Genomic DNA, 26,058 nt, shown 5'->3' on the forward strand with positions numbered 1-26,058 from the left:
GCGGTCGCGAATCGGCTAGCCTGGTCCGAACCCGGATCGGTCGTGTCGATCCACGCGGAGTCCGGGCGGTGGCGGGACGCACTCTCCTCGCCCCGAGCGTGTCCAGCAGACCGGCGTCGCGGCTCGCGATCCCGCCGGCGCGCGCTGTCCGCGCCCGCCCGAAGCTCGAGGAGGAGCACCCATGACCCCGTTCCGTCACCTGTACGGCCCCGGCCCGACCAACCCCTACGACGAGGCGACCGCCGCGCTCGGCGAACCGCTGCTGGGTCACCTCGACCCCCTGTTCATCGAGCGGCTCGACCGCACCTGTGACATGCTCCGCGAGGTGTGGGGGACGGAGAACACGCGCACCCTGCCGCTCAGCGCCACCGGTTCCGGCGGTATGGAGGCGGCCCTGGTCAACACCGTGCACCCCGGCGATGTCGCCGTGATCGCGGTGAACGGCCTGTTCGGCCTGCGCATGGCGGACATGGCACGGCGTTGCGGCGCCGAGGTCATCACCGTCGAGCACGAGTGGGGCACGCCGGTGGACGCGCAGCGTCTGCTTGACGCTCACCCGGCCCCGCAGCTGTACGGCATGGTCCACGCCGAAACCTCGACGGGCGTGGTGTCCGATGTCGCCACGCTCGGCGCCGCCAAGGGCGACGCTCTGCTGGTGGTCGACGCGGTGACCTCGATCGCCGGTTCGGAGCTCCGCGCGGACGACTGGGGAATCGATGTCGGGTACGCCGGGACGCAGAAGTGCATCGGCGTCGCGCCGGGCCTCGCCCCGTTCACGATCAGCGATCGTGCGTTCGAGCGTCGCGTGACGGAACCCCGCTCCTGGTACTTCGACCTCGGCATGCTCGGCGGTTACGTCACTGCCGGCCCCGGGGCGCGGACGTACCACCACACCGCTCCGGTTGCGATGGTGGCGAGCCTGGAGGCGGGCCTCCGCCGCGTGCTGGACGAGGGTCTGCCCGCCGTCTGGGCGCGCCACGAGGAAGCCGGCCGCCTCCTGCAGAACACGCTGGAGGAGCGTGGGTATGAGCTGTTCGCCGCCGAGGGCAGTCGCCTGGCGCAGCTGACCAGCGTGCGGGTTCCGGACGGCGTCGACTCGGCGGCCGTCCGCCGCTGGCTCCTGACGGAGCGCTCGATGGAGATCGGTGCCGGTGTGGGGGAGTTCGCGAGCACCGTCTGGCGCATCGGCCTGATGGGTCCGAACGCCACCGCAGAGTCCGCGCTGCGCGTGGCGGACGCGATCGATGAGGCCGTCGCCGCCACGCGCTGAGGCCGACGCGCCCGGCGACGGGCACCGGTTTGGCCGGTGTCCGTTCGTCGGGTAGAGTGGATGACTGTTGCGACAACGGTTGATAACCGGTGGGGTATGGTGTAATTGGCAACACGGCTGATTCTGGTTCAGTTGTTCTTGGTTCGAGTCCAGGTACCCCAGCAAGACGAAGAAGCCCGGAATTCCGCGAGAAATCGCGGGTCCGGGCTTCTTGCTTTCCCTCGGTCGGATCAGACGATCCCCTCGGAAACCCCAGCCTGTCCCACGGAGGCATGGTCGGGATGCATCGGTAGATGACTGCCGGTGAGCGTGCACTGGTACGCCTCGCGCGCGGGCTTGAGCTCGCCTCGCGAAGGCACGGCCCATCGGGCGGCTAACTGCTCACTCGGTGAATAGGCCAGAGAGCGCGTCCTGGAATGCGAACCGGTCTACATCGGTGAGTCGAAGGGCATGCCCTGGTGTGCGGTGGAGAATGCCCGTTGCCGACACCATCTTGCGTTCGGTGTTCGCTTCCCCAGCAATGTGGTACTCGGCGTCGTCCAGCTCGACCGTGACGTTGCGCGCCTTGTCATTGTCGAGCACGCGGAGCGTTACGCGCCCAACCTCATCGTCCTCGCCGCGGTCGAGGCGCTTTACGTAGCCGATGAGGGTCTGGCGACCGACTTGTGGTGCGCCCTTGAGGACGCGTTCCACCTCGCGGATGACCGTCACTGCACCATCTTCAAGCGCGATGGCCTGCGGGGCTTTGAGGGCTGGCAGCCTGCTCGCCCAGCTGAAATTTACCTCGAGTCCGTCGATGCTTTCGGTTTCGAGTGTGTTGGCGACAGCCTCACAGAGCTCCGCGGAGACTCCGGCACCAACCGCTTCCGTGATACTTCGCGGACTCGGCGCGGCTGATCCATGCGTCAGGTCGCGAACGGCGTTAAGGCCCTCAGCGAGACGCAGCATCGCGGTGCGAGCGAACGGTTGGTACGTGGCGTCATCGAACAGCACCTCGTCGTCGGCGTACTCCGGACGAAGCATCGGGAGACGGCTGATGACCGGGACTATGTAGCTGCCCCGCCGAGTCTGACCCATCCGAACCTTGCGGGCATGGTCGCGAGCGGCGTCTGGGACCCGGTGGCCGAAGTAGCTTCGCGGCTGAAGCGCTGAACTTGCTGAGGCTTGCATCCCGCGACGGACGGAGTCAATGAAGGTGGCGGCATCGCCGAGAGGGAGCGAATCATCGATCTGCCCAGTCGCTCGGAACTCCGCCACGTCAGAGCCCGACTTCGTGACGGCCAGGAGCACGCCAGCGGCATCGGTCTGGAACGCGGCTCCGAGCCGATTGAGCATCTCGTCCCAGCGAAGCGAAAAGTCGGGGGCGCTCCTGAGTAGAGGTACGACGGCGTCGGCGTTCTGGCCCTGCCACCGTTGGGCGATGTCGCCGAGGCTGGCGGTGAGCTGCCAGCCTCGAAGAGCGAGCCAGGCGGAGACGTCGACGGGAGCCACAGACTCCTGCGGCAGATCAAGTTCATCCATTGCGCTGCCACCTCGCAGCTTCAGTGCTCATGAGCGAACGCATCGCATCCGCCGTCAGGAGGTTCGCCACGGGAACTTCCAGCCGGACCGTTGCAGCGTTCGCGGTGGCGGGCATTCCCGTCAGCGAGAGATAATACGCGCACTTGGCGAGCGTGGTGGCGTCATGATCGGGGACATGCCACGTGGTCGTGTCTGGTCCGAGCACTATGAGGGCCAGCACGCCGTGCGCGGAGCGTGTTGTTGAGCGGAGAAGGTTGTAGGTCCGCACGTCCAGATCGTGGATCAGATGTCCGTTCCGGAGTTCGGGGTTGCTCGTCGCCTTGAGCTGGAAATCGAGCGTGTGCTGGCTGCTGTGGACGGTCATGTCTACACCGCGCTCGTCGTCCGCAACGATCTCGTAAGTGAAGTCGGCGGAAGCGGCCGCTGCGATGATCCAGGCACGACTGAACCGCTCCTTCTGCTTGGATGCGCCGTCTGCCATGGTGACCGAATCCTATCGGGTCGCCTCCTGCACAGATGCGCATGTTTCCTCGTGTTGGACCCTAGCGGTGGGCGCCGACGTGACGCTTGGAGGGTGTTACAGAATCGGGCTGATCCCGCTTTCCGCAGCAACCGCGCCATGAAACGGCGGCGGGAGAGAGCGACAGGGTCGTGACCGGACGATAAACTCGCCTGGAACGTTCCCGGACGGCTGGGACGCGAGAGCGGGAGACATGGCCGAACGCAGACCCAAGGCACCCACGATCGTGGACGTCGCCGCCGCGGCCGGCGTGTCCAAGTCCGCGGTGTCACGAGCGCTCCTCGGCCAGGGCGAGGTCAGCGTCGCCACCCGCGAGCGAGTGGAGACGGCGGCCAAGGAGCTCGGCTACGTCGCCAACGCGATGGCACGGGGCCTCGTCACCGCGCGCACCTCGACGATCGGCGTCATCCTCCGCGATGTGACCCGTCCGTACTACGCCTGGCTCATCAATGGCATGCAGCAGGAGGCCGAGCGGCAGGGCTTCCGCATGGTGACCATGACCAGCGCCGGTGAGCTGGAAGTGGAGGACGCCGTCCACGCCCTGGAGACTCTCGTGTCCATGCGGGTGGACGGGATCGTGCTGGCCTCGGCGCGGCTGCCCTCCTCGGAGCTTCGGCCCTATGTCGGCCGCGTCCCGATCGTCGTCGCGGGACGCCGCGAGGTCGAACCGGGGGTGACGAGCGTCTACGGCGACGATGCCGCGGGCGGCCGCGTTCTCGCAGATCGACTTGCGGATCTCGGTCATCGCACCATTGCGGTGCTGCTGGTTGACCAGACGTACTCCCTGAGCCAGCACACGCGCGGCGTGGCGATGATCGCGCAGGCGCGCGAACGCGGCCTCGATGTTCGGGTCTGGCCGGTCGACGATGACCGGCACGTCCGGGACGTCCTCGCGCACCAGGACGATGCCGCTGAGGTCACCGCGATCATGTGTCCGACGGACGACGCCGCGGTCGACGCACTGGATCACCTCCGCGAGGCGGGGCGGACCGCGCCCGCGGACTGCAGCATCACCGGCTTCGACGGCATCGGGGTCTACAGCTCGCCATTCCTCGGACTCACGACCTTCCGGCAGCCGGTCTCCGAGATCGGGCATACGGCGATGGCCCTGCTGACCGCGCGGATCACCGGTGACGCCGCCGGTGATCAGGCTCTCGAACTGCACGGCTCCCTCGTGACAGGTCGCACAGCCGGACCGCCGCCGCAACGCTGAGCGCTGCGGCGGCGAACGTTCAGGACAGGCGCCAGCTGCGGACGACGTCCCAGGTCAGGGACTGCCAGTAGTCGGGCGTCCACGCGTCGGCGGTCAGGCGGTACAGGGTCACGGTGTCCCCGTGGAATGAGGCCGGACCGTCGAAGCCGGCGCCGACGAGGAACTCGTGCACCTCCTGGCGCAACGCATCCGCGCCCTCGAGCTCACGACCGGCGAGCGTCAGGTGCGGGTGGAAGCGCTCGGGTGCGTCGCGACGACGCTGCACCACGTCCCAATCACTCGGCGGGAAGACGCGCAGCGGTGCGAGCGCGGTGATCAGCTCGCCACCGAGTGCGCGCAACGGATCGGAGCCGTCCCCCATGCCGGCCAGGGCGTAGCCGATGCCGTCGCCCGGGCGCTGCCGCAGCCCGAGGTTGCGGACGGTCATCGCAGAGCGCGCGGACAGCACGGCGTCAAGCGTGTCGATCAGGTCTGATTCTGGGGCATCGAGTGCGACCGAGCCGACCAGGGTGACGTGCGGCGGATAGCTCGCGGCTTCGCGCAGACCGTACTGTCGCTCCATGACGTGGAACGCCTCGGCGATGAGGCGCGCGAAGACCGGGGACGGACGCAGGAACACGCCGTAGCGAGGGTCCGCGGTGTTCGCCTCGGCGGTCGCCTCCGCGAGGCGGGGGTCCACCACCGTCATCGGGCCTCCCCGGGCAGCAGCCACGTCCGCGACGCGTCGATCTCGATCCGGGCGCGATCTCCGGGGGCCAGTGCGTCCGGTCCCGGTGTGACATCGGCGACCTGGAGGGTGCCGGACTCCGTGTGCAGTTCGTAGTCGATGCGCTCCCCGGCGAAGCTCGCCACGATGACCTCGCCGATGTCCTCGCCACCCGGAGTGCACGCATCGACCGGGGTGATGCGCGCCGCTTCCGGGCGGACCAGGAGCCCTGCGGGGGAGCCGACGGCGATGTCGGGATGCGCGGGGACAGAGAGAGCGCGGCCGGCCACGACGACGTCCGCGCGCCCGTCACCGACACGCGTCACGCGCGCCGCCAGGATGTTCGCGGTGCCGATGAAGTCGGCGACGAACGGTGTCGTGGGCCGACGGTAGATCTCCTGCGGTGAACCGATCTGCTGCACGCGACCGCCGCGCATCACCACGATGCGGTCGGACATCGTCATCGCCTCCTCCTGGTCGTGCGTGACGAAGATGCTGGTGATCCCGAGCTGCTGCTGCAGGCGACGGATCTGCAGCCGCATGGTGCCGCGGAGCTTCGCGTCCAGGTTGGACAGCGGCTCGTCGAAGAGGAGGACCTTGGGCTTGATCACCAGGGCGCGGGCGAGGGCGACGCGCTGCTGCTGACCGCCGGAGAGCTGATGCGGCGCTCGGCGGTCCAGCCCGTCCAGCCCCATCACGTCCACCACGGCATCCACCTCGGCGTCGATCTGCGCCCGCGGGAGCTTGCGCAGCTTCAACCCGTACGCGATGTTGTCGCGGACGCTGAGGTGCGGGAAGAGGGCGTAGGACTGGAACACCATCGACATCGGACGTCGGTGGGGCGGCAGCGCGAGCAGGTCTTCGCCATCGAGAGTGATTCGGCCGGCCGTGGGCGTCTCGAATCCCGCGATCATGCGCAGCGTCGTGGTCTTGCCGCAGCCGGACGGACCGAGCAGCGAGATGAACTCGCCGGGCGCGATGTCGAGCGTGACGTCGTCGACGGCCGGGGCGGTCGCCGCCTTGCCGGGATAGCGTTTGGACACCCCCTCCAGTCGCATGCGCCCGACGGGCGCGCTCGTCGGGGCCGCCGCGGCGGGTGCGTCCAGTGTGATGGTCGTCATGGCGCGGTCCTTCCTGTCCGCCCGGATGGGGCCGGGCTTCGTGTCGATCGGGGTGTCGGGAGCCGTGCGCTCAGCCATCGGTGCGCACCGTTCCCCAGCGGCGGAGCGCGAGATTCAGCAGACCCATGAAGCCGAGCACCACAGCGATGAGCAGGGTGCAGTAGGCGAAGGCGTTGCCGAAGCGTCCGGTGTCCACCTCGTCCAGCAGCTGCGCTGAGACGATGTGCGTGCGCGGTGTCGTGACGAAGATGATCGGCGTGAGGGCGGTCATCGAGCGCGCGATCGCGTAACTCACACCGGCGATCAGCGCCGGGCGCAGCAGCGGGAGCGTGGTGGTCACGAACGTGCGCAGGCTCCCGGCGCCGAGAGAGGTCGACGCCTCTTCGATGGCCGGATGGATCTGCGAGATCGCGGCGATCGAGGACCGCTGACCCGCCGGCAGCGAGAACACGATGTAGACCAGGAGGATCGCGATCGCTCCGCCCGCGATGCCGTTGCCGCCCGCCAGGGCCGGGACCTTCACGCCCAGCACCAGGTAGGGAACGCTGAACGCGATCGCGTAGCCGAGGCCGAGCACGATGCCGGGAACGGCGACGCCGAGCATGCCGATGAAATCGACGACGCCGCCGAGTCGACGACCGAGTTTGCGCACCACGAGCCAGGCGATGAGCGTACCCAGCAGTCCGCTGATCGGTGCGGCGATGACGGCGAGGACAGCGGTGTCCAGGAATGCGCCCGGAGCCCGTCCGGTGAGGATCTGGCGGTAGTGATCCAGCGTGAAGGTGTTCTTCACCCCGATGATGTCGATGAACCCGCCCACGATGACGGTGAGGAACACCAGGACGATCAGCGCGCTCACCAGAGCGACGATCGTCAGCACCGGAATGCGCAGAGCGGGCGCGGTGATCAACGTCGGCTTGGCGGACGGTTTGCCGGTGACGCTGACGACGTTGCGCTTGCCGACCCAGTAGTGCTGCAGGACGAACACCAGCAGCGCCGGGATCAGCAGCACGATCGAGTACGCCGCCGCCTTCGTCATGCTGAAGTCGCCGTTGATGGCGAAGTAGACCCGGCTCGCGAGAACGGAGTAGTCCCCACCGATGATGAGGGGGTTGGCCAGGTCGCTGATCGCCTCGACGAACAGGAACAGGAACGACCCCGCGATGCCGGGGAAGATCATCGGCAGGGTCACGGTGCGGAACACGCGGAAGCGGTTCGCGCCGAGGTTGGCGGCGGCCTCCTCCATCGATGCGTCGACGTTCATCAGCATGCCGCGGATCGTGAGGTACGCGATGGGGGAGAAGGACAGCGACATCACCAGGACGAGGCCGGGCAGCCCGTACACGTCCAGCGGCGTGTGGAACAGCCCGTTCGAGATCAGTCCCTTTCGACCGAACTGGACGATCACCGCGGTGGCGATCGCGAACGGCGGGGCCACCACCGGCAGCAGGGCGATCAGGTGCACCAGCCGCCGGCCCCGGAAGGCCAGGCGGACCTGCGCGAACGCGAAGCACAGCCCGATGAGGGTGCCGAACACTCCCGTGAGCAGCCCCAGCACGAGCGTGTTCAGCAAGGCCCGACGGTCCACCGCATGGGTGAACGTGCCGACGATCGTGGCGAGGCCGTCCGCGGATGCGCCGGTCAGCAGCAACTCCGCGATGGGCCAGACGACGATGATCGCGAGCACGAGGGCCACGGCGCCGAAGACGATCACCGTGGACCGATCGATGACGCGGCGGCGGGGGCGCGCGGCCCGGACCGGGTCCGGGCCTGCGCCCACCGCTGCGGTGATCGTCGCGCTGTCGCGAGTCAGTGTTTCCGACACGATGTCCTCTCCGGGTCCCTCAGGACTTCGGGGCCGGGGCGATCTCGTTCGTGAAGTGCTCGATCAGGCCCTGCCGGGTGTCGGCGGCCTTCCGCTTGTCCCACTCCACCAGCTTCAGCTCGCTCATGTCGATCGCGCCGTCACGCACCTTGGCGTCCGGGTTCACCGGCAGGGCGTACGTCGGGATGTCCGCGTACGTGTCCTGCCAGTCGGTGGTGAGGATCCAGTCGAAGAACTTCTGACCGCCGGCCGCGTTGTTCGCGCCCTTGACCATGCTGACGGCGCCGACCTCATAGCCGGTGCCCTCCGCGGGGAGGCTCACGGTCAGGTCGTAGCCCTGCGCGGCGAGGCGTTCGCAGTCGGCGACGAGCGAGACGCTCGTGGCCAGTTCACCGCGGCCGACCATCTCACCGGCCGTCGAGGACGCGTTGCCGTACTGCAGCACGTTGGAGTTGAGCTTGGTGAAGTAGTCGATCGTCGCGGCGTCGTCGGCGTTCTTCAGCACGTGCTCCGCGTACATCGCCATGTACCCGGCGCCGACCGACGCGGGGTGCGGCATGCCGACCTGGCCCTTCAGCTTCGCATCCAGCAGGTCGTCCCAGGACGTCGGGAGCTTCAGGCCGAGTCCCTTCATGGCCTCCTCGCTGGAGCAGAAGCCGAGGGCGCCGGTGTAGAACCCGGCCCAGACCCCGTCCGCGTCGGTGTACAGCTCGTCGAGGTTCGACGCATTCGGCGAAACGTAGTTCTCGATCAGGCCGGCATCGGCGGCGACGAGGTGGTTCTCGGCCTGACCTCCGGCCCAGACGTCGAATTCGGGTGCGTCCTTGGCTGCGGTGAGGCGGGCGATCGCGGCGCCGGCACCCATCGAGACGTAGTTCGTCTCGATGCCGCTGGCCTTCTCGAAGCCCTTGGCCATGGCTTCGCAGTAGTCCTCGACCTGGCTGCAGGCGACGGTGATCGAGCCACCGCCGTCGCTCCCGGCGGTCGCTCCGCCGCTCTCGCCGTCGTCGGTGACGGGGGTGCAGGCGGACAGGGCGATTCCGGCGACCGCCAGCGGGGCGAGCATCAGCAGGGATTTCTTCTTCATGTTCGTGTCCTTCGCATCGAGCGGGGTGATCCGAGCGGAGCTCGGCGGGGTCGGGTGGTGGGTGGATGGTTCGGAGTTCGGCTGAGCGTTGACGATGGCGTATCCGCGTCCGCGGGTGCCGCGGATCTCGAGCGCGCGGTGGAAGCGAAGCTTGCGCCGCAGGCGGTGCACCGCGGTCCGCAGCCGCGCGCGGTCGCCGCGTCCGGGGATCGGCCCCCACATCGTCGCGCACAGACGCTCATGCGGGACGAGTGCGCCGTCGGCCCGCACCAGCGTCAGCAGCAGTCGACGTTCGGCAGGCGACAGGGCCACCGCGTCGGCGGCCGCGAGTGCGCGGCTGCGGAGGGCGCGCATCAGCTCGGGAACCCCGCGGGGGCCAGATCGAGGATCAGTCCGTTCAGGAACGCCCGTGACTCGGCGTCCGAAGCCCACAGGTGCGCGTTCCAGCCGCATGCCCGCGCGGCGGCGACATTCTGCTCGCGGTCGTCGATGAACGCGATGGACTCCGGCGCGATGCCCGTCGCGGTGGAGACCGCGCGATAGACCGACGGATCCGGCTTGTTGGCGGCGAGTTCGGCGGAGAAGAACCAGTGCGAGACGTGCGGTGCCCAGGCGGACTCGCGAGCCGCGGCGGCCATCGGGTGCGGCGCGTTGGAGAGGACGGCCACGGGACGGTGCGCGGCGACGTCCGCGACGAGCGCGGCGGCCTCCGGGCGTGCGGTCGCCCATGTGCGGCTGTCGAGGTCGGACAGCTCCGCGACGATCTCTGCCGTCACGGGGTGCTCCAGGCGGTTCAGGACATCGCCCCAGTACTCCTCGGTCGCACCCCCGGCGTCGAATGCCGCCCGGGGTGCCCAGTAGGCCGGCGTGACCGCCGAGACGTCGCGCTGGGTGATCCGGGAGATGCCTTCGAACAGGCCCGCAGCGGGGGAGAGCACCTCGCCGATGTCGAATACCACGAGGTCGATGCTTGTCGCGGATACTGAGCGCATCGTCATCCGAACCTATCCGATCTTCATTGAGGCGGGAACGTTCCCGGTACGGTGAAGGTACCACGCGAAAACGGCCGCGCAAGGGCGGAACGGATAAATGACGGGTGAACGATGGATGGCGTCCGGGTGCTCCGCCTCGGCGCGGCGGGAACACTGACGGCGGCGGCCCCGATGGCTCGGACCCGCCGCCGTGTGCCCGCGGATCAGGCGGGGTTGAACTGCAGGTAGTCGAGGTTGAAGTTCTGATTGCCCGATCCGACGCGGAATGTGACGACGTGTTCGCCCGCGCTGAGGTGCACTCCGGCAGCGACGTCCTGCATCAGGAAGTGGTCATGGCCGGTTGTGTTCCGGACGCTGACGGTGGGCGTGGTCGCCGTGTCGATCGTCAGCGTGAACGAACCGGTCCCCGCGGCCTTGGACGCCACGCGCGCACGAATGTCATAGGTCCCGGCGGTGGGCAGGTCGATCGTGTACCGGATCCATTCGCCGGCACGGATGTAGCAGACCGCGAGCGCGCGCTGCTGGTCGCACACGTCCACACCCGGTCCCTTGTCCTGCGAATCCGTGTCGTGGAACGCGACACCCTCGCCGCCCTCGTCGTACTCGCGCGCCAGGACGCGGACGGACCCGGCCGGCCGGTCGTAGGACGCGGCCGATCCGGTGTCGATCCAGTGCTGAAGAGCCTCCGCGTGATCGGTCTGGATGATGCTCGCGCCCTTCGCCGCGGCGCCACCCCAGCCCTGGGACTCGTCCCAGAAGGTGGCCTCATCGGTGAGCTGGCCCGCCAGCCCGCGCCACAGCGTGTTCAGCCAGATGCGGCTGTTCGTCCCGACCGTGTCGAGGTAGGCGGACTGCGCCTGCGTCTCCGCGTCGTTCGCGTAGATGACCTCGAAGCAGTCGGGCGTGCGCACGAACGTGCCCGCCGCGACGGCGTCCAGCACGGCCGCCTGGTTCTGCGCGTTCACCACGTGGCAGTACAGGGCGTCCTCGTTCGCCGCCAGGAACGTGTTGACCTCGGCGATGGGTGCGGTGCTCTTGAAGATGATCTGCCGTTGCATGCCCTGAGCCTCGGCGGCCGCGTAGACCTCGTCCCGCCACTGCCACGCCTTGTCGACGTTCAGCAGGATCTCGTCACGGGCGACCTCAAGGATCTCGTCGAAGGACGGCACGGTCTGCTGCGTCACCGCCCCCGTCGTGCCGCGCAGGTCCTTCAGCGGCAGCGCGGTGACCTCGGCGAGCGTGTGCGAGCGGACGTTCCCGCTCCCGGTGGTGGTGCGGCTCACGTTCGCGTCGTGCATCACGACGAGGTGATCGTCGGAGGTCATCTGCAGGTCGATCTCCGCGATCGCGACGTTCAGATCGATCGCATGCTGCACGGAACCGACGGAGTTCTCCGCGGACGTGCGCCACGCGCCCAGATGGGCGGCGGCCATCGTCTCGGCGGACGCGGAGTGGTCGAGGAACGTCGCGAGATGCTGTTCCGCGTTCGTGGGAGCGGTCGCGGAAGCCGGTGCGGCGGCTCCCGCGGTGAGCAACGCGGCGGTTGCGACCGCGCAGGCGATGGCTGCGCGTCGGGAGCGCGGTGGGTGGAGGTGACGGATGACGGGCATGGGATTCCTTCCGGCGTCGACTCCCGCCGGCCGATCCCGCGGGAGTCGAGCCCAGTCTTCCGAGCGCGCTCCGGCGCTTCCGCTTTCCGAGAGAACGGTAACGGACCGATTCCGGTGGCTCAGGTGACGGTGTCGCGGAGTTGGAACTCCGGGGCCCGCCAGAGCTCGTCGTCGAGGACGCGGCGCAGCGTCTCCACCGCGTCCCAGACGTCCGTGAACCCGTTGTAGAGCGGAGCGAGGCCGAACCGGAGGACCTCGGGCTCCCGGTAGTCCCCGATCACGCCGTTCGCGATGAGCGCCCGCATCACCGCGTAGCCTTCCGGATGACGGTAGGACACGTGGCTGCCGCGGTTTTCCGGGTCGCGCGGCGTGACGAGTTCCAGCGGATGGTGGGCGAGCCGGCTCTCCACCAGAGCGATGAAGAGATCGGTGAGGGCGAGCGACTTCCGCCGTAGCGCGTCCGGATCGACCTCGAGGTGCAGATCGACCCCGACCTCCATCGTGGCGAGGGACAGGACCGGCTGCGTGCCGACGAGAAAGCGGCGTCCGCCGTCCGCGGCCGCGAACGAATCGGACATGCGGAACGGCTCGCGGTGCGCCCACCACCCCGTCAGCGGGGAGACGGCGCGTGCGAGGTGGCGCTCGGCGATCCAGACGAAGGCGGGGGAGCCGGGGCCACCGTTGAGGTACTTGTAGGTGCACCCGACCACGAAGTCCGCACCGTCGGCGGCGACGTGGAGGGGAATGGCGCCGACGGAGTGGCACAGGTCCCAGATCGCCAGGGCTCCGGACCGGTGAATGCGGGCCGAGGCGTCCGCCATGTCCCAGAGGCGGCCGGTGCGGTAGTTGACGTGCGTCAGCAGCACGACCGCGACGTCCTCGCCGAGCGCATCGTCGAGCTCGTCCGGCGAGTCGATCAACCGCAGGCGATAGCCCTGATCGAGCAGCTCGATCAGGCCCTCGGCGATGTAGAGATCGGTCGGGAAGTTGTCGCGCTCGGACACGATCACCCGGCGCGTGGGCGCGTCCTCGTCCTGGATGCGCAGGGCCGCGGCGAGCGCCTTGAAGATGTTGACCGACGTGGTGTCGGTGGCGACGCACTCGCCTCCGTCCCCACCGATCAGCCGGCCGATCTTCGCGCCGATGCGCACCGGGAGGTCGAACCACGCGTTCTTGTTCCAGCTGCCGATGAGGTCGTGGCCCCACTCCTGCGTGACGACCTCGGCGGATCGCGCCACCGCGTCCCGGGGCAGTGCCCCGAGCGAGTTGCCGTCCAGGTAGATGACGCCCTCCGGAAGCGCGAAGCGCGACCGCAGCGGGCGCAGCGGGTCTGCGCGGTCGGCGGCGCGGCAGTCCTCGGCCGTCACGGGCCGTGGGGGTGTGCTCATCTCGTCATCTCCTCGGGGGTGTCCCTCCAGCATGCCGATCCCGGACGTCGCACGCACGCGCCCGTCGGTTCGGCGACGTCGTCGTGGCGAGCGGATGAGAATCGCTTCACCCGTGAAGAACTTCTGGCGCTCGCTCCCAGCTGGCGCTAATCTGCCGCTCAGGAAACTGGCAGGCGCCACCGACCCCGGTGCCCGAGCGCCTCCCACTCATGAGGACCCCCAAGGAGCGGTCATGCAGAGTGCGGGAAGAAAACGGTTGTGGCTGGTCGCCATCGCGACGAGTGCCCTCCTGATCGCGGGCGGGGTCTCCCCGGCAGTCGCCGCGAGCGGATTCGAGGGCGCGGGACTGACGCCGGACGGCAGCGCGGGGGACGGCGACAAGTCGTACTCCGGCCGCTTGGCGACGGATGACTCCGCGCTGCTCAAGCGGTCGGACGCGGCGAGCGTGCTGGTGATGGTCAAGGTGGATGTCGACCCGGTCGCGTCCTACACCGGCACCGTGGACGGCTATGCCGCCACGAGCCCCGAGATCACCGGCATCCCGATCAGCCAGGGCAGCCCCGCCATCACCGCATACTCCGCCTACGTGACGAGCCGGATCGAGGCCTCACAGCAGGAGGCGCTCGCACTGATCGGCGACGCCACCGTGATCGATTCCTACAGCACCGTGTACGGCGGGTACGCGATGTCCATCCCGGCCAACCGTGCCAAGGACCTCGCGAAGCTCGGCAGCGTCGCCGCCGTGCAGGCAAACGAACTCCACCAAGCGGTCCAGACCACGCCGGACACCGAGGAGTCCCCGGCCGCCGAGGCGACGCCGACCCCCGATCCATCGCCGTCACCCGAGCCCGAGGCGTCCCCGTCGCCGACCGCGGAGACGCCGGAAGCCCCCGCGGCGGAGAAGACCGAGACCCGCTCCACGAAGGCGATGGCGGCCACCGCGGAGCTTCCCTCCACGACGCCGGCTCCCTACCAGGACGCCACGCACTTCATCGGCGCGGACGCGGTGTGGGACTCCCTCGGCGGACGGGACACCGCAGGTGCGGGCGTGATCGTCGGCGTGATCGACACCGGCATCTGGCCCGAGCACCCCATGCTCGCCGAGAATGGCCTGGCCGCCCCGGAGGGTGGTCCCTGGGCGTGTGAGTTCGGCGACGGTTCCGTCGGCGATGCGTTCTCCTGCAACAACAAGCTCGTGGGCGCGTACGCGGAGCTGCACACGTACCAGTCCAGCTCGAACCCGGCCGGTTCTGACGCCTACTGCTCCGGAACCCTGTGCTCGGCGCGCGACGCGGAGGGTCACGGCACGCACACGGCCACGACGGCGGTGGGTGACCACGTCGACAACGCCGAGATCTTCGACATCGAGCGCGGCCCGTTCAGCGGCATCGCCCCCGGAGCGTCGGTCATCATGTACCGCGCTCTCGGCCCGGACGGCGGCTACAACGGCGACCTCGTCGCCTCCATCAACCAGGCGGTCCTGGACGGTGTCGACGTGATCAACTACTCGATCAGCGGCAGCGCCGACCCGTACGACTCCGTCGAGCTCGCGTTTCTGGACGCCTTCGCGGCCGGTATCACCGTGAACTCCTCGGCCGGCAACTCCGGTCCGGCGGCGTCGACGGCGGATCACGCCAGCCCGTGGACCACGACGGTCGCGGCCTCCACCTCCGATCGGGCGTACACCTCTGCGCTCGTGCTGGCCTCCTCGGACGGGCAGACCCTCGTCAAGCAGGGCACCACGATCATGGACGGAATCACCGACCTGCCGGTCGTGCTCGCCTCGGCGGTGCCGGGGTACGAGGACCAGCTCTGCCAGACGCCGCTGCCGGCGAACTCCGTCACCGGACAGGTCGTGCTCTGCTTCCGCGGCGGCAACGGTCGGATCGCGAAGGGATGGAACGCCCGTCAGGGCGGTGCCGCGGGGATGATCCTCGCCAACCCGGAGCCGATGGACCTGCAGACGGACAACCACTTCCTGCCCGCGATCCAGCTCGAGGGTCCGAACGACGAGATCGTCGCCTTCATCGCGGATCACCCGGACGTCACGGCGACGTGGGCGCGCGGTGAAGCCACGGTGTCGCAGGGCGATGTGATGGCCGGATTCAGCTCGCGTGGTCCGATCGGACCGTTCCTGAAGCCGGACATCACGGCGCCCGGCGTGCAGGTCATCGCCGGTCTCACACCGACGCCGATCGGAACCGACAGCGGCCCGACCGGGCAGTACTACCAGGCCATCGCGGGCACCTCCATGTCCGCCCCGCACGCCGCCGGCGTCTCGGCGCTGGTGAAGGCGGCCCACCCCGACTGGACCCCCGGTCAGATCAAGTCCGCGTTGATGACGTCGTCGGTGCAGGACGTCGTGAACGTCGACGGCTCGCCCGCCGGCGTGTTCGACCGGGGTGCCGGTTCGATCCGGGCCGACCGCGCGGTCGCGACGGTCGCGACGATCAGTGAGTCCGCCGCCGATTTCGCCGCGAGCTCCGCGGACGTGAACGGTCGGATCGACCTGAACATCCCGAGCATCAACGTCGACCCGCTCCCGGGCGCGGTCACCACGACCCGCACGATCACGAACGTCAGCGGCTCGACGCAGGTGTTCCGGACCTCCGCCACCGCGGATGACGGCCTCACCATCTCGGTCTCCCCGAAGAACCTCGCGATCCCGAAGGGGCAGTCGCGGGACATCACCGTGACGCTGAGTTCGCTCGGCGCCGCGGACGGACAGTACGAGGGTCAGATCACGCTCACGCCGAAGAAGGGCAACGCCCTGGTGATCCCCGTCGCGGCGAAGGCGGGCGAGGCGAGCATCGCGTTCGCCCAGAGCTGCGAGCCGGAGACGATCGGCAAGGGTGATGAGACGACGTGCACCGTCACGGCGTCCAACTTCCTGCCGGTCGCCGTGGACGCGAAGGTGACGGTCTCGGCCGACAAGAAGCTGCAGATCCGGTCCTTCGCCGACCCGCTGCGTAAGAGCGGCAACGGGGGATCGTGGTCGGGCACGCTGTCGGCGGCGCTCCCGCCGCAGATCGCCGGCATCGACGCAGGGGAGACCCCCGGCGGAGGCTACGTGCCCTTGGCCGACTTCGGGATCGCCCCGATCGCCCTCGGTGACGAGCAGATCGCCAACTTCACCGTCCCGGCGTTCCAGTTCGGTGGCGAGACCTACACCCGGCTCGGCGTGGTCTCGAACGGCTACGTGGCGATCGGCGGGGGAGCGGCCACCGACGTGCTCTACCAGCCCAACGCCATCCCCGACCCGGCGGCGCCGAACAACATCGTGGCCCCGCTGTGGACGGACCTCAACCCGGCTGCGGGCGGCACCGTGCGCGTCGGGACGCTGAGTGACGGTGTCAACCGCTGGCTCGTCGTGGAGTGGGACAAGGTGCCCACCTACAGCGGCAACGCCACGAACTCGATGCAGGTCTGGATTCAGACCGGGGCCACCGAGGACGTCACGATGGCCTACGGCTCGGACGGTGTTGCCGATGCCGCCGCCAACGCGGCCACCGCGGCGGAGAACCGGGACGGCACGAGCGGCATCGTGCTCCCGGAGCTGCCGAAGGCGGGCGACCAGCTGAAGGTCGACGTCACGCCGCCGACGGCCGGCGGAACCGTCGCGCTGAGCTACACGGTGCGCGGCAAGCAGAAGGGGGACGGCCACGTGTACGCGACCCTCACCTCGAGGGCCCTGCGCACCACCCCGATGGAGGACACGGTCGTCACCGTCCAGTAGTGCTTCACAACGGAGCGGGGCGCCTCGACGGAGGCGCCCCGCTCTGCCGTGAGCGGTGTGCCGTCAGCGCTCGGAGGCCCGGCGCCGTCCCGGAGCTGACCGAACATGCGCGCGTACCGAGCGACGTCGTGCAGGACGGCGACGGCCTGCAGCAGGCGGACGGTGGTGGCGAGGTCGAGCGCCGCGGAGACCGACTCGTGCACTCGCCTCAGTGTGGCGTGCCCGTCGGACAGGCCGCGCACCGGAGCCCGGTTCAGGCCTCGTCCACCTGCGGAGCGGGGATCTCCTCCGGCTTGTAGCGGGGGAGGCGAGATGCGGGAATCAGAGCGACGAGACTGATCCCGCCGAGGATGAGGAAGCCGATGCGCAGCGTGCGGAGCCGCTGCTCAGCGTTGAGGGTGACGGCGGCCTCGATCTGCTCGTCGGTGGCGGAGGTGTTCGCGAGGGTGCTGCGCAGGTCGTCGTTGGAGATGAAGTTCACATCGTCGAGGTCCACCTGCTGCACCAGTGAGTCGGGCAGATCCGGGTGACCGGCGACCGCTTGCGCGATCCCCATCCCCAGTACTCCGACCAGGATCGCGCCCATCACGGCCGTTCCGACCGCAGACGCGAGGTTCTGCGCCGTGCCCCGGATGGACCCGACGTCCCCGGCGAGTTCCACCGGAGCCGCCGTGACCAGAACGTTGAAGACCAGGGTCACGAGTGCGCCCTGTCCGATCCCGAACGCGATCAGCCCGATGATCGTCGGGAACGTCTCCCAGTTGTTGGAGACGACCAGCGCGAGCCAGGCGAGTGCGACGGTCGTCAGGGAGAAGGAGAACACCGCGATCGCGCGCGGCGTGAAGCGGCGGTAGAAGCGCACCACCAGGGTTGCGGTGATGAACACGGTGAGGTTGAACGGCATCATCGCCAGCGAGGTGTCGAACGGCGTGCGGCCCTGCACGACCTGGATGTAGGTCGGCACGGCGAAGTTCACGGCGGCTTCCATCGCCACGATCACGAACATCGCGTAGACCGCCGCGCGTTCGGACGCACGATCGAGCACGCTGAGGTCCACCAGCGGCACCCCTCCGCCGCGCATCCGACTCCGGGTGCGGAGGAAGAACAGCTGGCCGAACACGAGTCCCAGCACGATGAGCACGGGCGCCGGCGAGATCCCCGCGATCGCGAACGGCGCACCCGGCTCGGCCAGCAGCAGCCCCCAGCCGTTGAGGTTGTTGAAGCCGAGCGTGAGGAGAACGATCGCGACACCGATCAACAGGGAGGCGATGAGGTCGATCCGGACCGAACGATCGCCGTAGTCCTTGCGCAGGGTGAAGCTCAGCAGGAAGACCGCGACGGCGACGCACAGGGTGATCACGAAGATCGGGCGCCACCCGACGAACGTGCCGAGCGTGCCGCCGATGAGGAATGCGCTCACGCCGGAGAACGCGCGGGCGGATCCGAGGGAACCGACCGCTGTCGCCTGCTGGTTTCCGGAGTAGTTCTCCGCGATCAGGGCGACCAGGGCCGGCACGATGATCGCGGCCGCGGCGCCGGCCAGGAGCTGGCCGCCGATGACCCACCCCACCGACGGCGAGAGGATCATCATCACGGAGGACGCAGCGAAGACGATCAGAACCGAGCGGAAGATCAGCACCCACCCGATGCGCTGACCGAGCTTCGCGCCGGTCATGACGAGTGCGGCGACCGCGAGGCCGTACACGACGATCGTGCTGCTCGCCGTCGTCGGGGGAACGCCGAAGTCCTGCACCATTCCGCCGAGGGAGATGGGGAGGGCGGCGACGTTGAAGGACATCAGGATCTGGCCGAGGAACAGGCCGATCATCGGGACCCAGGAACGCCGCTCGGGCTGCGTGCCCGTTCCGGAGGACGTGGTTTCCGTCTGCGAAGCCATCAGCCGATCTCCTCACGCTCGTCGCGCGCGACCGACGCGAACAGGTTGAGTCCCAGGGAGCGGGACAGGTGGGCGCACGCCCGCTGACCGCGAACGCTGTTGCCCGCGGCATCCAGGCGGGGTGAGTAGGCGCCCACGGCGCCCTTGCCCGGTGCGATCGCGACGATGCCGCCGGATACGCCGGACTTGGCGGGCAGCCCGATCTCGTACAGCCATTCCCCGCTGGTCTCGTACATCCCCGTCGTCGCCAACACGGCGAGCGTGTCGCGCGCGACGTCGGCGGCGACGACCCGGTGACCGGTGACCGGGTTGACCCCGCCGTCGGCGAGTGTGGCGCCCATCACGGCGAGGTCGTGCGCCGTCACGGCCAACGAGCACTGCCGGGTGTACACGTCGACGCTCTCCAGCGGATCTTCGTCCAGGCGGCCGTAGCTCTGCAGCAGCGCGGCGATCGCGCGATTGCGATGGTTCGTGACCGATTCGGACTCGTAGACCTCCTCATCGAGGGCGAGCTCGCGGCCGGCGAAAGCGGACAGGCCGTCCAGAACGATGTCCCAGCGGGCCTCGGCGGAACCTGCCGGGATCATGGCCGTGGTGGCGATCGCACCCGCGTTGACCATCGGGTTCATGGGGCTGCCGTCATTGAGTTCCAGCGCGATGACGCTGTTGAAGGGCAGGCCCGTGTTGTTCACCCCGACGTTCGCGTGCACGGCGGCGTGACCGATGCGCTCGCAGGCGAGTGCGAACACGAAGGCCTTGGACACCGACTGCAGCGAGAACCGGCGCTGTACGTCGCCCGCCTCGTGCGCGTGGCCCGCGACGTCCACGAGGGCGAGGCCGAAATCGGAGGGCTCGGCTCGACCGAGGATCGGGATGTAGTCCGCGACCACGCCCTCGTCATCGGTCGCGTAGCGCCGATGCGCGTCGCGGATGAGGTCGTCGACCAGCAGGTCCGGGGGCAGGACGCCCGTGGCCGCACGCTGGTGGACGTCATCGAGACGGACCTCGAACACGGCGCACTCCTCACCCTCGGGGAACGGGTGTCGCCAGTATCCGACCGCGTGCGAGGGGGCGCATCGTCCACAAGCGCGACGGGCTACGGAGATCCCTCGCGCGGCTACTGGAGTGAAGGCAAAAAGCCCGGATGCGCGTCGCATCCGGGCTTTTCGTGGGTGTCAGAGCTCGATCGAGTCACCGGGTTCGAGGGCGTGGAATGTCCCGCCGTCCTGCTGCACGGCCCACTCCAGCCGCGCTCGTCCCATCTCCAGGCCCGGGCGCGAGAGCGTCATGTCGTGGGTGCCGAAGACGGCGCGAGGAGCGACGGCAAGGACGAAGTCCATCGCGTCGCCGATCTTCAGCCATGGGGCACCGACGGGGGCGGCCAGCACTGCGACGTCGACGTCCGTCGGGACCGCGTAGGAGTCGCCCGGGTAGTAGAACGTCCCGTCGACGAGAACACCGACGTTGTCGATGAGAGGGATGGAGGAGTGGATTTCGGCGTGGACGCCGCCGAAGAACCGGAGCGTGAAGGTCCCGACGGTGATCTCATCGCCGGGGGACACGACGGTGATGTCGTAGCCGGAGGCGGCCGCGGCGACACCGGCCGGACCGTAGATCGGGATGCCGGGGTTGTCACGCAGTACGAGGTCGAGTCCGGCCGGCGTCCAGTGATCGACGTGTTCGTGGGTGAGGATGATCGCGACCACGTCGGTCACCGCGGTCAGGGTCTGCAGGAAGGAGCCGGGATCGATGACGAGGCGTTCGCCGTCCTTCTCGAGAACGAGGGTGGCGTGCTCGTACTTGGTGATGCGCATAGTCGATGTAACCGCGGGTCGGGGTGCCGGTGCAACCCGTATTTCTCGGCGCGAACACGCCCGGGGAGCCGCGCCGGCGGTCCCGATTTGCACGGGGGAGAGCCCTCGGGCATACTTGGTGAGTCGCAAGGCGCGCTGAGAAGCCGCCCGGATGGCTTGGCCCCATCGTATAGCGGCCTAGTACGTCGCCCTCTCACGGCGGTAACGCGGGTTCGAATCCCGCTGGGGTCACCATTGCCCGCTTCCCTTGATCTCGAGGGAAGCGGGCTTTTTGCTTGTCGGCTCGCGGTCGGTTCCTCGGCCCTGCTTCGTGTCTGAGCGGTGAGCCGGTTCGATCCCGTTCATTCCGACGGTTCTCAGCGCGCCGGGCGGAGGTCGCTGAACCCGAATCCGCCTCGTTCGGGGAGTGCTGCCTCGATCTGCGCTGTCGAGAAGGGGAGCCGCGGGCGGAGCGAGGCGGGCAGATCAGCCGTGGGTGGGGCGGCTGCAGAGACGCCCTCGGCCAGCATTCGAGCCTGAGCCTTGGCGATCAAAGGCACCTTCATCGTCCACTCCGTGATCTGCGCAAGGATGCGAATCGCCCACACGGGGGCGGGTACCACGAGGACGTGCCGGCCAACGATGCCCGCGACTCGACGGACGACTTCGCTGAGCAGGAGCTCCTCGCCGCCGACCACCGCGACGGTCGAGTGGGGGAGTTCGCCCGCCGCCGCCGCGACGAGGACGTCAACCATTTCCGTGACGGGGATGGGACGGATCGGCTTCTCCCGGAGCCCGACCGTCGCGAACACGGGCACGGTCTGAACCGAGCGGCTGACGTGATCGACCAGGTGGTCGCCGTGGCCGTAGATCATGCCCGCCTTCAGGATGGTGTAGTCGAGACCGGACTGTCGGACGAGCTCTTCCGCCGCCCACTTCGACTCGTGGTAGGGAGACCCGCAATCCGGCCGTGCCCGCAAGAAGCTCAGCATCAGGATGCGCTTGACGCCCGCTCGTCCAGCGGCTTCGACGACCGCTCGCGTGCCGTCGATGTGCACCCTCTCGTAGGTCTGCTCGCCGATCTGGCGGTTGATTCCGGCGCAGTGCGCAACGACATCGCAGCCCGCGAAGGCGGCGGCCAGAGCGTCCACATCATCGATGTCGACGCCCGTCCGCCGGGATACCGCGACGACGTCTGACGGGGCGTACCGCTCGGCCAGGTGCCTTCCGACGAACCCGGCGCCGCCGGTGATCGCGATCTTCATGTGTCTGATGTCTCCTCACGAACAAGCTTCCGAGACAAGCTAGGCGCTTTGTAGTTATTTAGCAATAATGCTAAAGTGCGAACTATGCAGGACAACGTCAGCGACATCTTCGAAGCGCTTGCGCACCCCACGCGCCGGCAGATTCTTCAGGATCTCAAGGCCGGAGAGCTGGCTGCGGGGGAGATCGCCGCCAGATTCAGTGCATCCGGCCCCACCATTTCTCGCCATCTCGGGGTACTTCGAAACGCGGGCCTCGTGAGCGAGCGTCGGGATGGGAATCGGATCCTGTACTCCCTTGTCGGGGACCGGTTGGCACTCTCTGTCGGGGATTTCCTTTCGACGGTGTGCCCGGAGCAGGTCGTGATGCGCGAAGTGCGAAAGCGAAAGAGCGCGTCGGCACGCGATGCGAAGGGGGCGACCGCATGAGCGGCTTTCCGACGGTCGAGAAGCATGCCGCGGAGGGAATGTGGGGACGTCCGTGTCCTCCGTGTCGGACGTCCCCGGGACCGCGCGTGGGCCGGTGACGGCCACGCAAGTCACAACTGCAAGGATTCCTCGTCTTCGTCGGCGATCCGGGACGCCGCCGGTCGCGGCGTGTCGCGACGGCGCCGGCGAGCGCGGACGATGAACCAGATGACGAGCGCCACGACGGCGGCGATGGCCAGCCACGGCAGCAGGAAGCCGACGGCGATGATCGTGCCGTTGACGGCGGCGACCAGCCCATGCCACCCTGCGGCGAGTCCGTCGCCGAAACCCGCCGGGTCCGCTGCCGCGGTGTCGGCCTGATGCAGCGTCACGGTGAGCGTCGACATCGCGACCTGGTCCTTGAGGGCCTTCAGCTGCTGCGTGTAGGAGTCCAGCTCAGCCTGCCGCTGCGAGAGCGCCTCGTCGGTGGCGGTGAGGTCCGCGACGTTGCCCGCCTGCGCCATCAGCGCGGTAAGCCGCTGCACCGATGTCTTGAGCGCGTCGATGCGGGCCTGGATGTCGATGCTCTGCGCGGTCACGTCCGTGCGCTGCGTGGTGGAGGACGTGACGGTTCCGACCTCGGCGAGATCGGTCACCGCCTGCGTCATCGCGTCCGCCGGGATGCGCAGGGTCATCGAGCCGTAGGTGGTTCGCGTCGTCGCGGCAGACGGATCAGCGGGGTCGGCCGCCCCCAGGGTCTGCGCGTCCACGAGGCCGCCGTGCGCGGACGCGTACGTCGCGAGGGTGTCCGCGGCGTGCTGCACGTCGGTGACGACCACCGTGGCGTCCACCGTCGTGATCACCTGCTGTGCGATGACCGGTTCGTCGGCGGAACCTTGTGCCGAGTCCGTGCCCGGTGCCGAATCCATCCCGGGGGCGGTCATCGGTTCGGCCGGGGCACCTTGCGCGCTCTCCAGCGCCGCCTTGTCGCCCATGGACGTTCCCCCGGACGTCGTGGAGACGCCGGTGGACGCGCTGTTCAGTGCGGCCGGAACCGTGACACCGGCGATGACGACGACCGCGGCGGCCGCCACGCCCCATCCCACCGAGGCGCGGCGTCGACGTCCGGCGCGCGCGGTCTGTCGCGTGCGCTCCGCGCCGATGCCGGCGAAGATGTTTCGCTCCATGCGATCGATGACCGCGTCGTCCAGCTCCGGCAGCACGAGTGCGGGAGGGTTCTTGTCTCCGGACATCAGACTTCCGATTCTGTGAGATTGGACCGCAGTCGGGTGCGAATGCGGGAGAGACGATTGCGAACGACGCCGTGACCGACCTCGAGCGCTTCGGCGGCCGCCTGGTAACCGTGACCTTCCACGGCGCAGAGCCGGAAGATCTCCCGATCCAGGTCGCTCAGCTGGGCGACCTCGGCGGCGATCCGATCCGCCAGGTCCTCGCCGATGACCTGATCCTCAACGCTGACGGTGTCCGGCAGCGTCTCCTCGACGAGGTCCGTGCGGTGGTCGCGGTCCCGCCGACGCGCGCGGATGCGGTTGGCGGATTGGAACCGGCAGATCGTCGCCAGCCAGGGCAGCAGGGACTCGCCCTGCAGCACCAGGGTCGGGAGCTTGCGCCAGGCGACGACGAACGTCTCCTGCGTGATGTCCTCGGCGTCCCCGGTGTCCTTCAGCAGACCGAACGCGATCCAGTAGACCGGCCGCACGTACTGCCGATACAGCTCCCGGAAGGCGAACTCGCTTCCGCCGGCCGCTTGCGCGACCAGCTCCGCGTCCGTCGTCGTGGCTGGCACAGTTCCCCCGCCTCTGTGGTGTGTGTCTCTCACCCGGTCAGTGTCGGTCGTGCGGCAATCGTCTCACCCCGGCGCGAATCCGAGGCGACTTTCACAATGACCGGATTCGAGGGCGGCGCCGAGAGCGGGTTATCCTGAAGGAGCGAGAGGGAGTATCCCGGCATCGCGCGGTCGTCACCACGAGCTCTGCTCCGGACGCGCGACGTCGCCACCGGCGGCGAGGGAGAGACTTTCGGTCATCATCGTCCCCTCGAAAGGCACCCATGGACCTCGAGCTGCCCCTGGCATTCGAAGTCGGATCCCTCGTGATCCTGACCCTCATTCTCGTCGCCGACCTCCTGCTGATTCTGAAGCGGCCGCACATTCCCTCCACGAAGGAATCGACGCTCTGGGTCGTCTTCTACGTCACGCTGGCGCTGATCTTCGCCGGCCTGATGTGGTTCTTCGCCGACGGCGAGCACGCCGGACAGTTCGTCGTCGGTTGGCTCACCGAGTACAGCCTGTCCATCGACAACCTCTTCGTGTTCGTGCTGATCATGGCGCAGTTCAAGGTGCCTCGGCGGTACCAGCAGGAAGTGTTGATGGTGGGCATCATCATCGCGCTCGTCCTGCGGGCGGCCTTCATCCTGCTGGGCGCTGCGGCCATCGAGCGCTGGTCGTTCGTGTTCTACCTCTTCGGTGCCTTCCTGATCTACACGGCGATCAAGCAGGCGATCGGCGACGGCGACGACGAGGAGGAGAAGGAAGGCCTGATCGTCCGGCTGCTCCGCAAGCGCATCCCGATCTCGAACGAGTACGACGGCAAGAAGCTGCGCACCGTGATCGGCGGCAAGAAGATGTGGACGCCGATGATCATCGTCTTCATCGCGATCGGCGTCACGGACCTGATGTTCGCCGTCGACTCGATCCCGGCGATCTTCGGCATCACCACCAGCCCGTTCATCGTGTTCACGGCGAACCTGTTCGCGCTGATGGGACTGCGTCAGCTGTACTTCCTGCTCGGTGACCTGCTGGAGCGCCTGCGCTACCTGCACTACGGCATCGCGTTCATCCTGCTGTTCATCGGTGTGAAGCTCGTCCTCCATGCGATGCACGAGAACGAGCTGCCGTTCATCAACGGGGGGCAGCATATCGAGTGGGCGCCGGAGATCAGCACCTGGACCTCCCTCGGCGTGATCGTCGGCTCGATGGCCATCGCCACGATCGCGAGCCTCATCGCCGCGCAGCGGGACAAGCGCCGCGCCGTCACCGGCTCGGAGGCGTGACGCAGTCCGGACGCCCGGCCCCGAGTCGGTACGCGGGATCTGCCGTCAGCCGGCCTCGAACTGCTGGGCGATGAGGTCGTCGTAGGAATGCGGTAGAAGGGGGTCCGCCGGGTAGCGGCGTAACTCCTCCGCTCCGATCCGTGCGAGGGAGACGTCACCGCGCCACGCGACGGTGACGTGCACGCCATCCGCGAGCGAGTATGCGACGGACGCCGTGTGGAACGCCCCCCGCATCACCGCGATCGGCTGACCATCGAGCAGGAGCGTCCCTCGCGCCCACTCCGAATCTCGGAGGGCGGTGTCCAGGAGCTCGACAGCGCTCGACAGTCGCGCGGACCCGTCCAGCACGTTCGCCGCCATGAAGGCGAAGATGCGGGGGTCGGACTCCACATTCCAGGGGAGGCACGACGTCACCAGGGCTCGACCGTCGCCGGTGTCGACCCCCAGCGTCACGTCGGTCGGGGGAAATCCGATCTGCCCGTTCCACCCGTGGATCCACCGGTTGACGGGCCCGACGTCGGAATCGGCGAAGCGGCCCTCGAACAGGGGGAAGGCGGGCGGTTGGTAGGGGAGGGGCACGGTACACCCGTCGTCAGATTCGGCGTCCCGGACGGGTGCGCGCTGGCGCCAGCGTGCC

General features: G+C 68.6%; 21 protein-coding genes and 2 tRNA genes. 7 read left to right on the top strand and 16 right to left on the bottom strand.

Features of this window, described 5'->3' with window-relative positions:
* The first annotated feature begins 181 nt into the window (after positions 1–181).
* Together BN1193_RS07280 and BN1193_RS07285 are read left to right on the top strand one after the other, a co-directional pair.
* Positions 182–1,270, top strand: a complete 1,089-nt coding sequence (locus tag BN1193_RS07280; RefSeq protein WP_040165146.1) for a pyridoxal-phosphate-dependent aminotransferase family protein — start codon at positions 182–184, stop codon at positions 1,268–1,270.
* Between the two features lie 90 nt (positions 1,271–1,360).
* A tRNA-Gln gene (locus BN1193_RS07285) sits at positions 1,361–1,432 on the top strand.
* Positions 1,433–1,651: 219 nt separating this feature from the next.
* Here the strand turns inward: BN1193_RS07285 and BN1193_RS07290 are convergent.
* Together BN1193_RS07290 and BN1193_RS07295 are read right to left on the bottom strand one after the other, a co-directional pair.
* Positions 1,652–2,791, bottom strand: coding sequence for a hypothetical protein (locus tag BN1193_RS07290; RefSeq protein WP_040165148.1), 1,140 nt, complete (start codon positions 2,789–2,791; stop codon positions 1,652–1,654).
* A complete protein-coding gene (locus BN1193_RS07295) occupies positions 2,784–3,272 on the bottom strand; it encodes a DUF4365 domain-containing protein (protein ID WP_052460536.1) in 489 nt (162 codons plus the stop codon). Before BN1193_RS07295 ends, BN1193_RS07290 begins: the two co-directional genes overlap by 8 nt.
* A gap of 232 nt (positions 3,273–3,504) precedes the next feature.
* Between BN1193_RS07295 and BN1193_RS07300 the strand changes: the two genes are divergently transcribed.
* Positions 3,505–4,524: a LacI family DNA-binding transcriptional regulator gene (locus tag BN1193_RS07300; RefSeq protein WP_040165150.1), complete on the top strand. Its 1,020-nt coding sequence runs from the start codon at positions 3,505–3,507 to the stop codon at positions 4,522–4,524.
* 19 nt (positions 4,525–4,543) lie between these two features.
* Here the strand turns inward: BN1193_RS07300 and BN1193_RS07305 are convergent, their stop codons facing one another.
* From BN1193_RS07305 to kynU, 7 genes are all read right to left on the bottom strand, one after another.
* The gene (locus BN1193_RS07305) at positions 4,544–5,212 is read right to left on the bottom strand and encodes a 2'-5' RNA ligase family protein (RefSeq protein ID WP_040165151.1); all 669 of its coding nucleotides are present in this window, start codon (positions 5,210–5,212) and stop codon (positions 4,544–4,546) included.
* The gene (locus BN1193_RS07310; protein WP_052460590.1) at positions 5,209–6,351 is read right to left on the bottom strand and encodes an ABC transporter ATP-binding protein; all 1,143 of its coding nucleotides are present in this window, start codon (positions 6,349–6,351) and stop codon (positions 5,209–5,211) included. The genes BN1193_RS07305 and BN1193_RS07310 overlap by 4 nt, the downstream gene beginning before the upstream one ends.
* 70 nt (positions 6,352–6,421) lie before the next feature.
* Complete coding sequence (locus BN1193_RS07315; RefSeq protein WP_230206443.1) at positions 6,422–8,176, bottom strand: ABC transporter permease; 1,755 nt, start codon at positions 8,174–8,176, stop codon at positions 6,422–6,424.
* Between the two features lie 19 nt (positions 8,177–8,195).
* On the bottom strand, positions 8,196–9,617 hold the full coding sequence (locus tag BN1193_RS07320) for an extracellular solute-binding protein (RefSeq protein ID WP_052460537.1): 1,422 nt from the start codon (positions 9,615–9,617) through the stop codon (positions 8,196–8,198).
* On the bottom strand, positions 9,617–10,222 hold the full coding sequence (locus tag BN1193_RS07325; RefSeq protein WP_195907828.1) for an HAD-IA family hydrolase: 606 nt from the start codon (positions 10,220–10,222) through the stop codon (positions 9,617–9,619). Before BN1193_RS07325 ends, BN1193_RS07320 begins: the two co-directional genes overlap by 1 nt.
* Positions 10,223–10,458: 236 nt before the next feature.
* The gene (locus tag BN1193_RS07330) at positions 10,459–11,865 is read right to left on the bottom strand and encodes a carbohydrate-binding protein (RefSeq protein WP_040165154.1); all 1,407 of its coding nucleotides are present in this window, start codon (positions 11,863–11,865) and stop codon (positions 10,459–10,461) included.
* A gap of 119 nt (positions 11,866–11,984) precedes the next feature.
* Positions 11,985–13,253: a kynureninase gene (kynU, locus tag BN1193_RS07335; protein WP_040165679.1), complete on the bottom strand. Its 1,269-nt coding sequence runs from the start codon at positions 13,251–13,253 to the stop codon at positions 11,985–11,987.
* Positions 13,254–13,485: 232 nt separating this feature from the next.
* Between kynU and BN1193_RS07340 the strand changes: the two genes are divergently transcribed.
* A complete protein-coding gene (locus tag BN1193_RS07340; protein ID WP_141396643.1) occupies positions 13,486–16,989 on the top strand; it encodes a S8 family serine peptidase in 3,504 nt (1,167 codons plus the stop codon).
* Between the two features lie 253 nt (positions 16,990–17,242).
* Here the strand turns inward: BN1193_RS07340 and BN1193_RS07345 are convergent, their stop codons facing one another.
* The 3 genes from BN1193_RS07345 to BN1193_RS07355 form a co-directional block, all read right to left on the bottom strand.
* A complete protein-coding gene (locus tag BN1193_RS07345) occupies positions 17,243–18,886 on the bottom strand; it encodes an MFS transporter (RefSeq protein ID WP_230206444.1) in 1,644 nt (547 codons plus the stop codon).
* The gene (gene glsA, locus BN1193_RS07350; protein ID WP_040165157.1) at positions 18,886–19,899 is read right to left on the bottom strand and encodes a glutaminase A; all 1,014 of its coding nucleotides are present in this window, start codon (positions 19,897–19,899) and stop codon (positions 18,886–18,888) included. The genes BN1193_RS07345 and glsA overlap by 1 nt, the downstream gene beginning before the upstream one ends.
* A 162-nt stretch (positions 19,900–20,061) precedes the next feature.
* Positions 20,062–20,700, bottom strand: a complete 639-nt coding sequence (locus BN1193_RS07355; protein WP_040165159.1) for an MBL fold metallo-hydrolase — start codon at positions 20,698–20,700, stop codon at positions 20,062–20,064.
* A gap of 158 nt (positions 20,701–20,858) precedes the next feature.
* Between BN1193_RS07355 and BN1193_RS07360 the strand changes: the two genes are divergently transcribed.
* Positions 20,859–20,934: transfer RNA gene (locus tag BN1193_RS07360), tRNA-Glu, on the top strand.
* Positions 20,935–21,056: 122 nt separating this feature from the next.
* Here BN1193_RS07360 and BN1193_RS07365 read toward each other — a convergent pair.
* Entirely contained in the window at positions 21,057–21,944 is an 888-nt protein-coding gene (locus BN1193_RS07365; RefSeq protein ID WP_040165161.1) for an NAD(P)H-binding protein, read from the bottom strand.
* An 84-nt stretch (positions 21,945–22,028) separates the two neighbouring features.
* Here BN1193_RS07365 and BN1193_RS07370 point away from each other — a divergent pair, with 84 nt between their 5' ends.
* Positions 22,029–22,370 carry a metalloregulator ArsR/SmtB family transcription factor gene (locus BN1193_RS07370; RefSeq protein WP_040165163.1) on the top strand — a complete coding sequence of 114 codons (342 nt, stop codon included), beginning with the start codon at positions 22,029–22,031 and terminating at the stop codon, positions 22,368–22,370.
* 110 nt (positions 22,371–22,480) lie between these two features.
* Here BN1193_RS07370 and BN1193_RS07375 read toward each other — a convergent pair whose 3' ends face one another.
* Together BN1193_RS07375 and BN1193_RS07380 are read right to left on the bottom strand one after the other, a co-directional pair.
* Positions 22,481–23,602, bottom strand: coding sequence for a DUF4349 domain-containing protein (locus BN1193_RS07375; protein WP_040165165.1), 1,122 nt, complete (start codon positions 23,600–23,602; stop codon positions 22,481–22,483).
* The gene (locus BN1193_RS07380; RefSeq protein WP_040165167.1) at positions 23,602–24,156 is read right to left on the bottom strand and encodes an RNA polymerase sigma factor; all 555 of its coding nucleotides are present in this window, start codon (positions 24,154–24,156) and stop codon (positions 23,602–23,604) included. The genes BN1193_RS07375 and BN1193_RS07380 overlap by 1 nt, the downstream gene beginning before the upstream one ends.
* A gap of 263 nt (positions 24,157–24,419) precedes the next feature.
* Here BN1193_RS07380 and BN1193_RS07385 point away from each other — a divergent pair, with 263 nt between their 5' ends.
* Entirely contained in the window at positions 24,420–25,421 is a 1,002-nt protein-coding gene (locus BN1193_RS07385; protein WP_040165169.1) for a TerC family protein, read from the top strand.
* A 45-nt stretch (positions 25,422–25,466) separates the two neighbouring features.
* Here BN1193_RS07385 and BN1193_RS07390 read toward each other — a convergent pair whose 3' ends face one another.
* Positions 25,467–26,000 (bottom strand): hypothetical protein, encoded by a 534-nt coding sequence (locus tag BN1193_RS07390; protein WP_141396644.1) that lies wholly within the window; start codon positions 25,998–26,000, stop codon positions 25,467–25,469.
* Positions 26,001–26,058: the final 58 nt, after the last annotated feature.

The sequence above is a fragment of the Microbacterium gorillae genome, from assembly GCF_000826185.2.
Lineage (GTDB): Bacteria > Actinomycetota > Actinomycetes > Actinomycetales > Microbacteriaceae > Microbacterium > Microbacterium gorillae.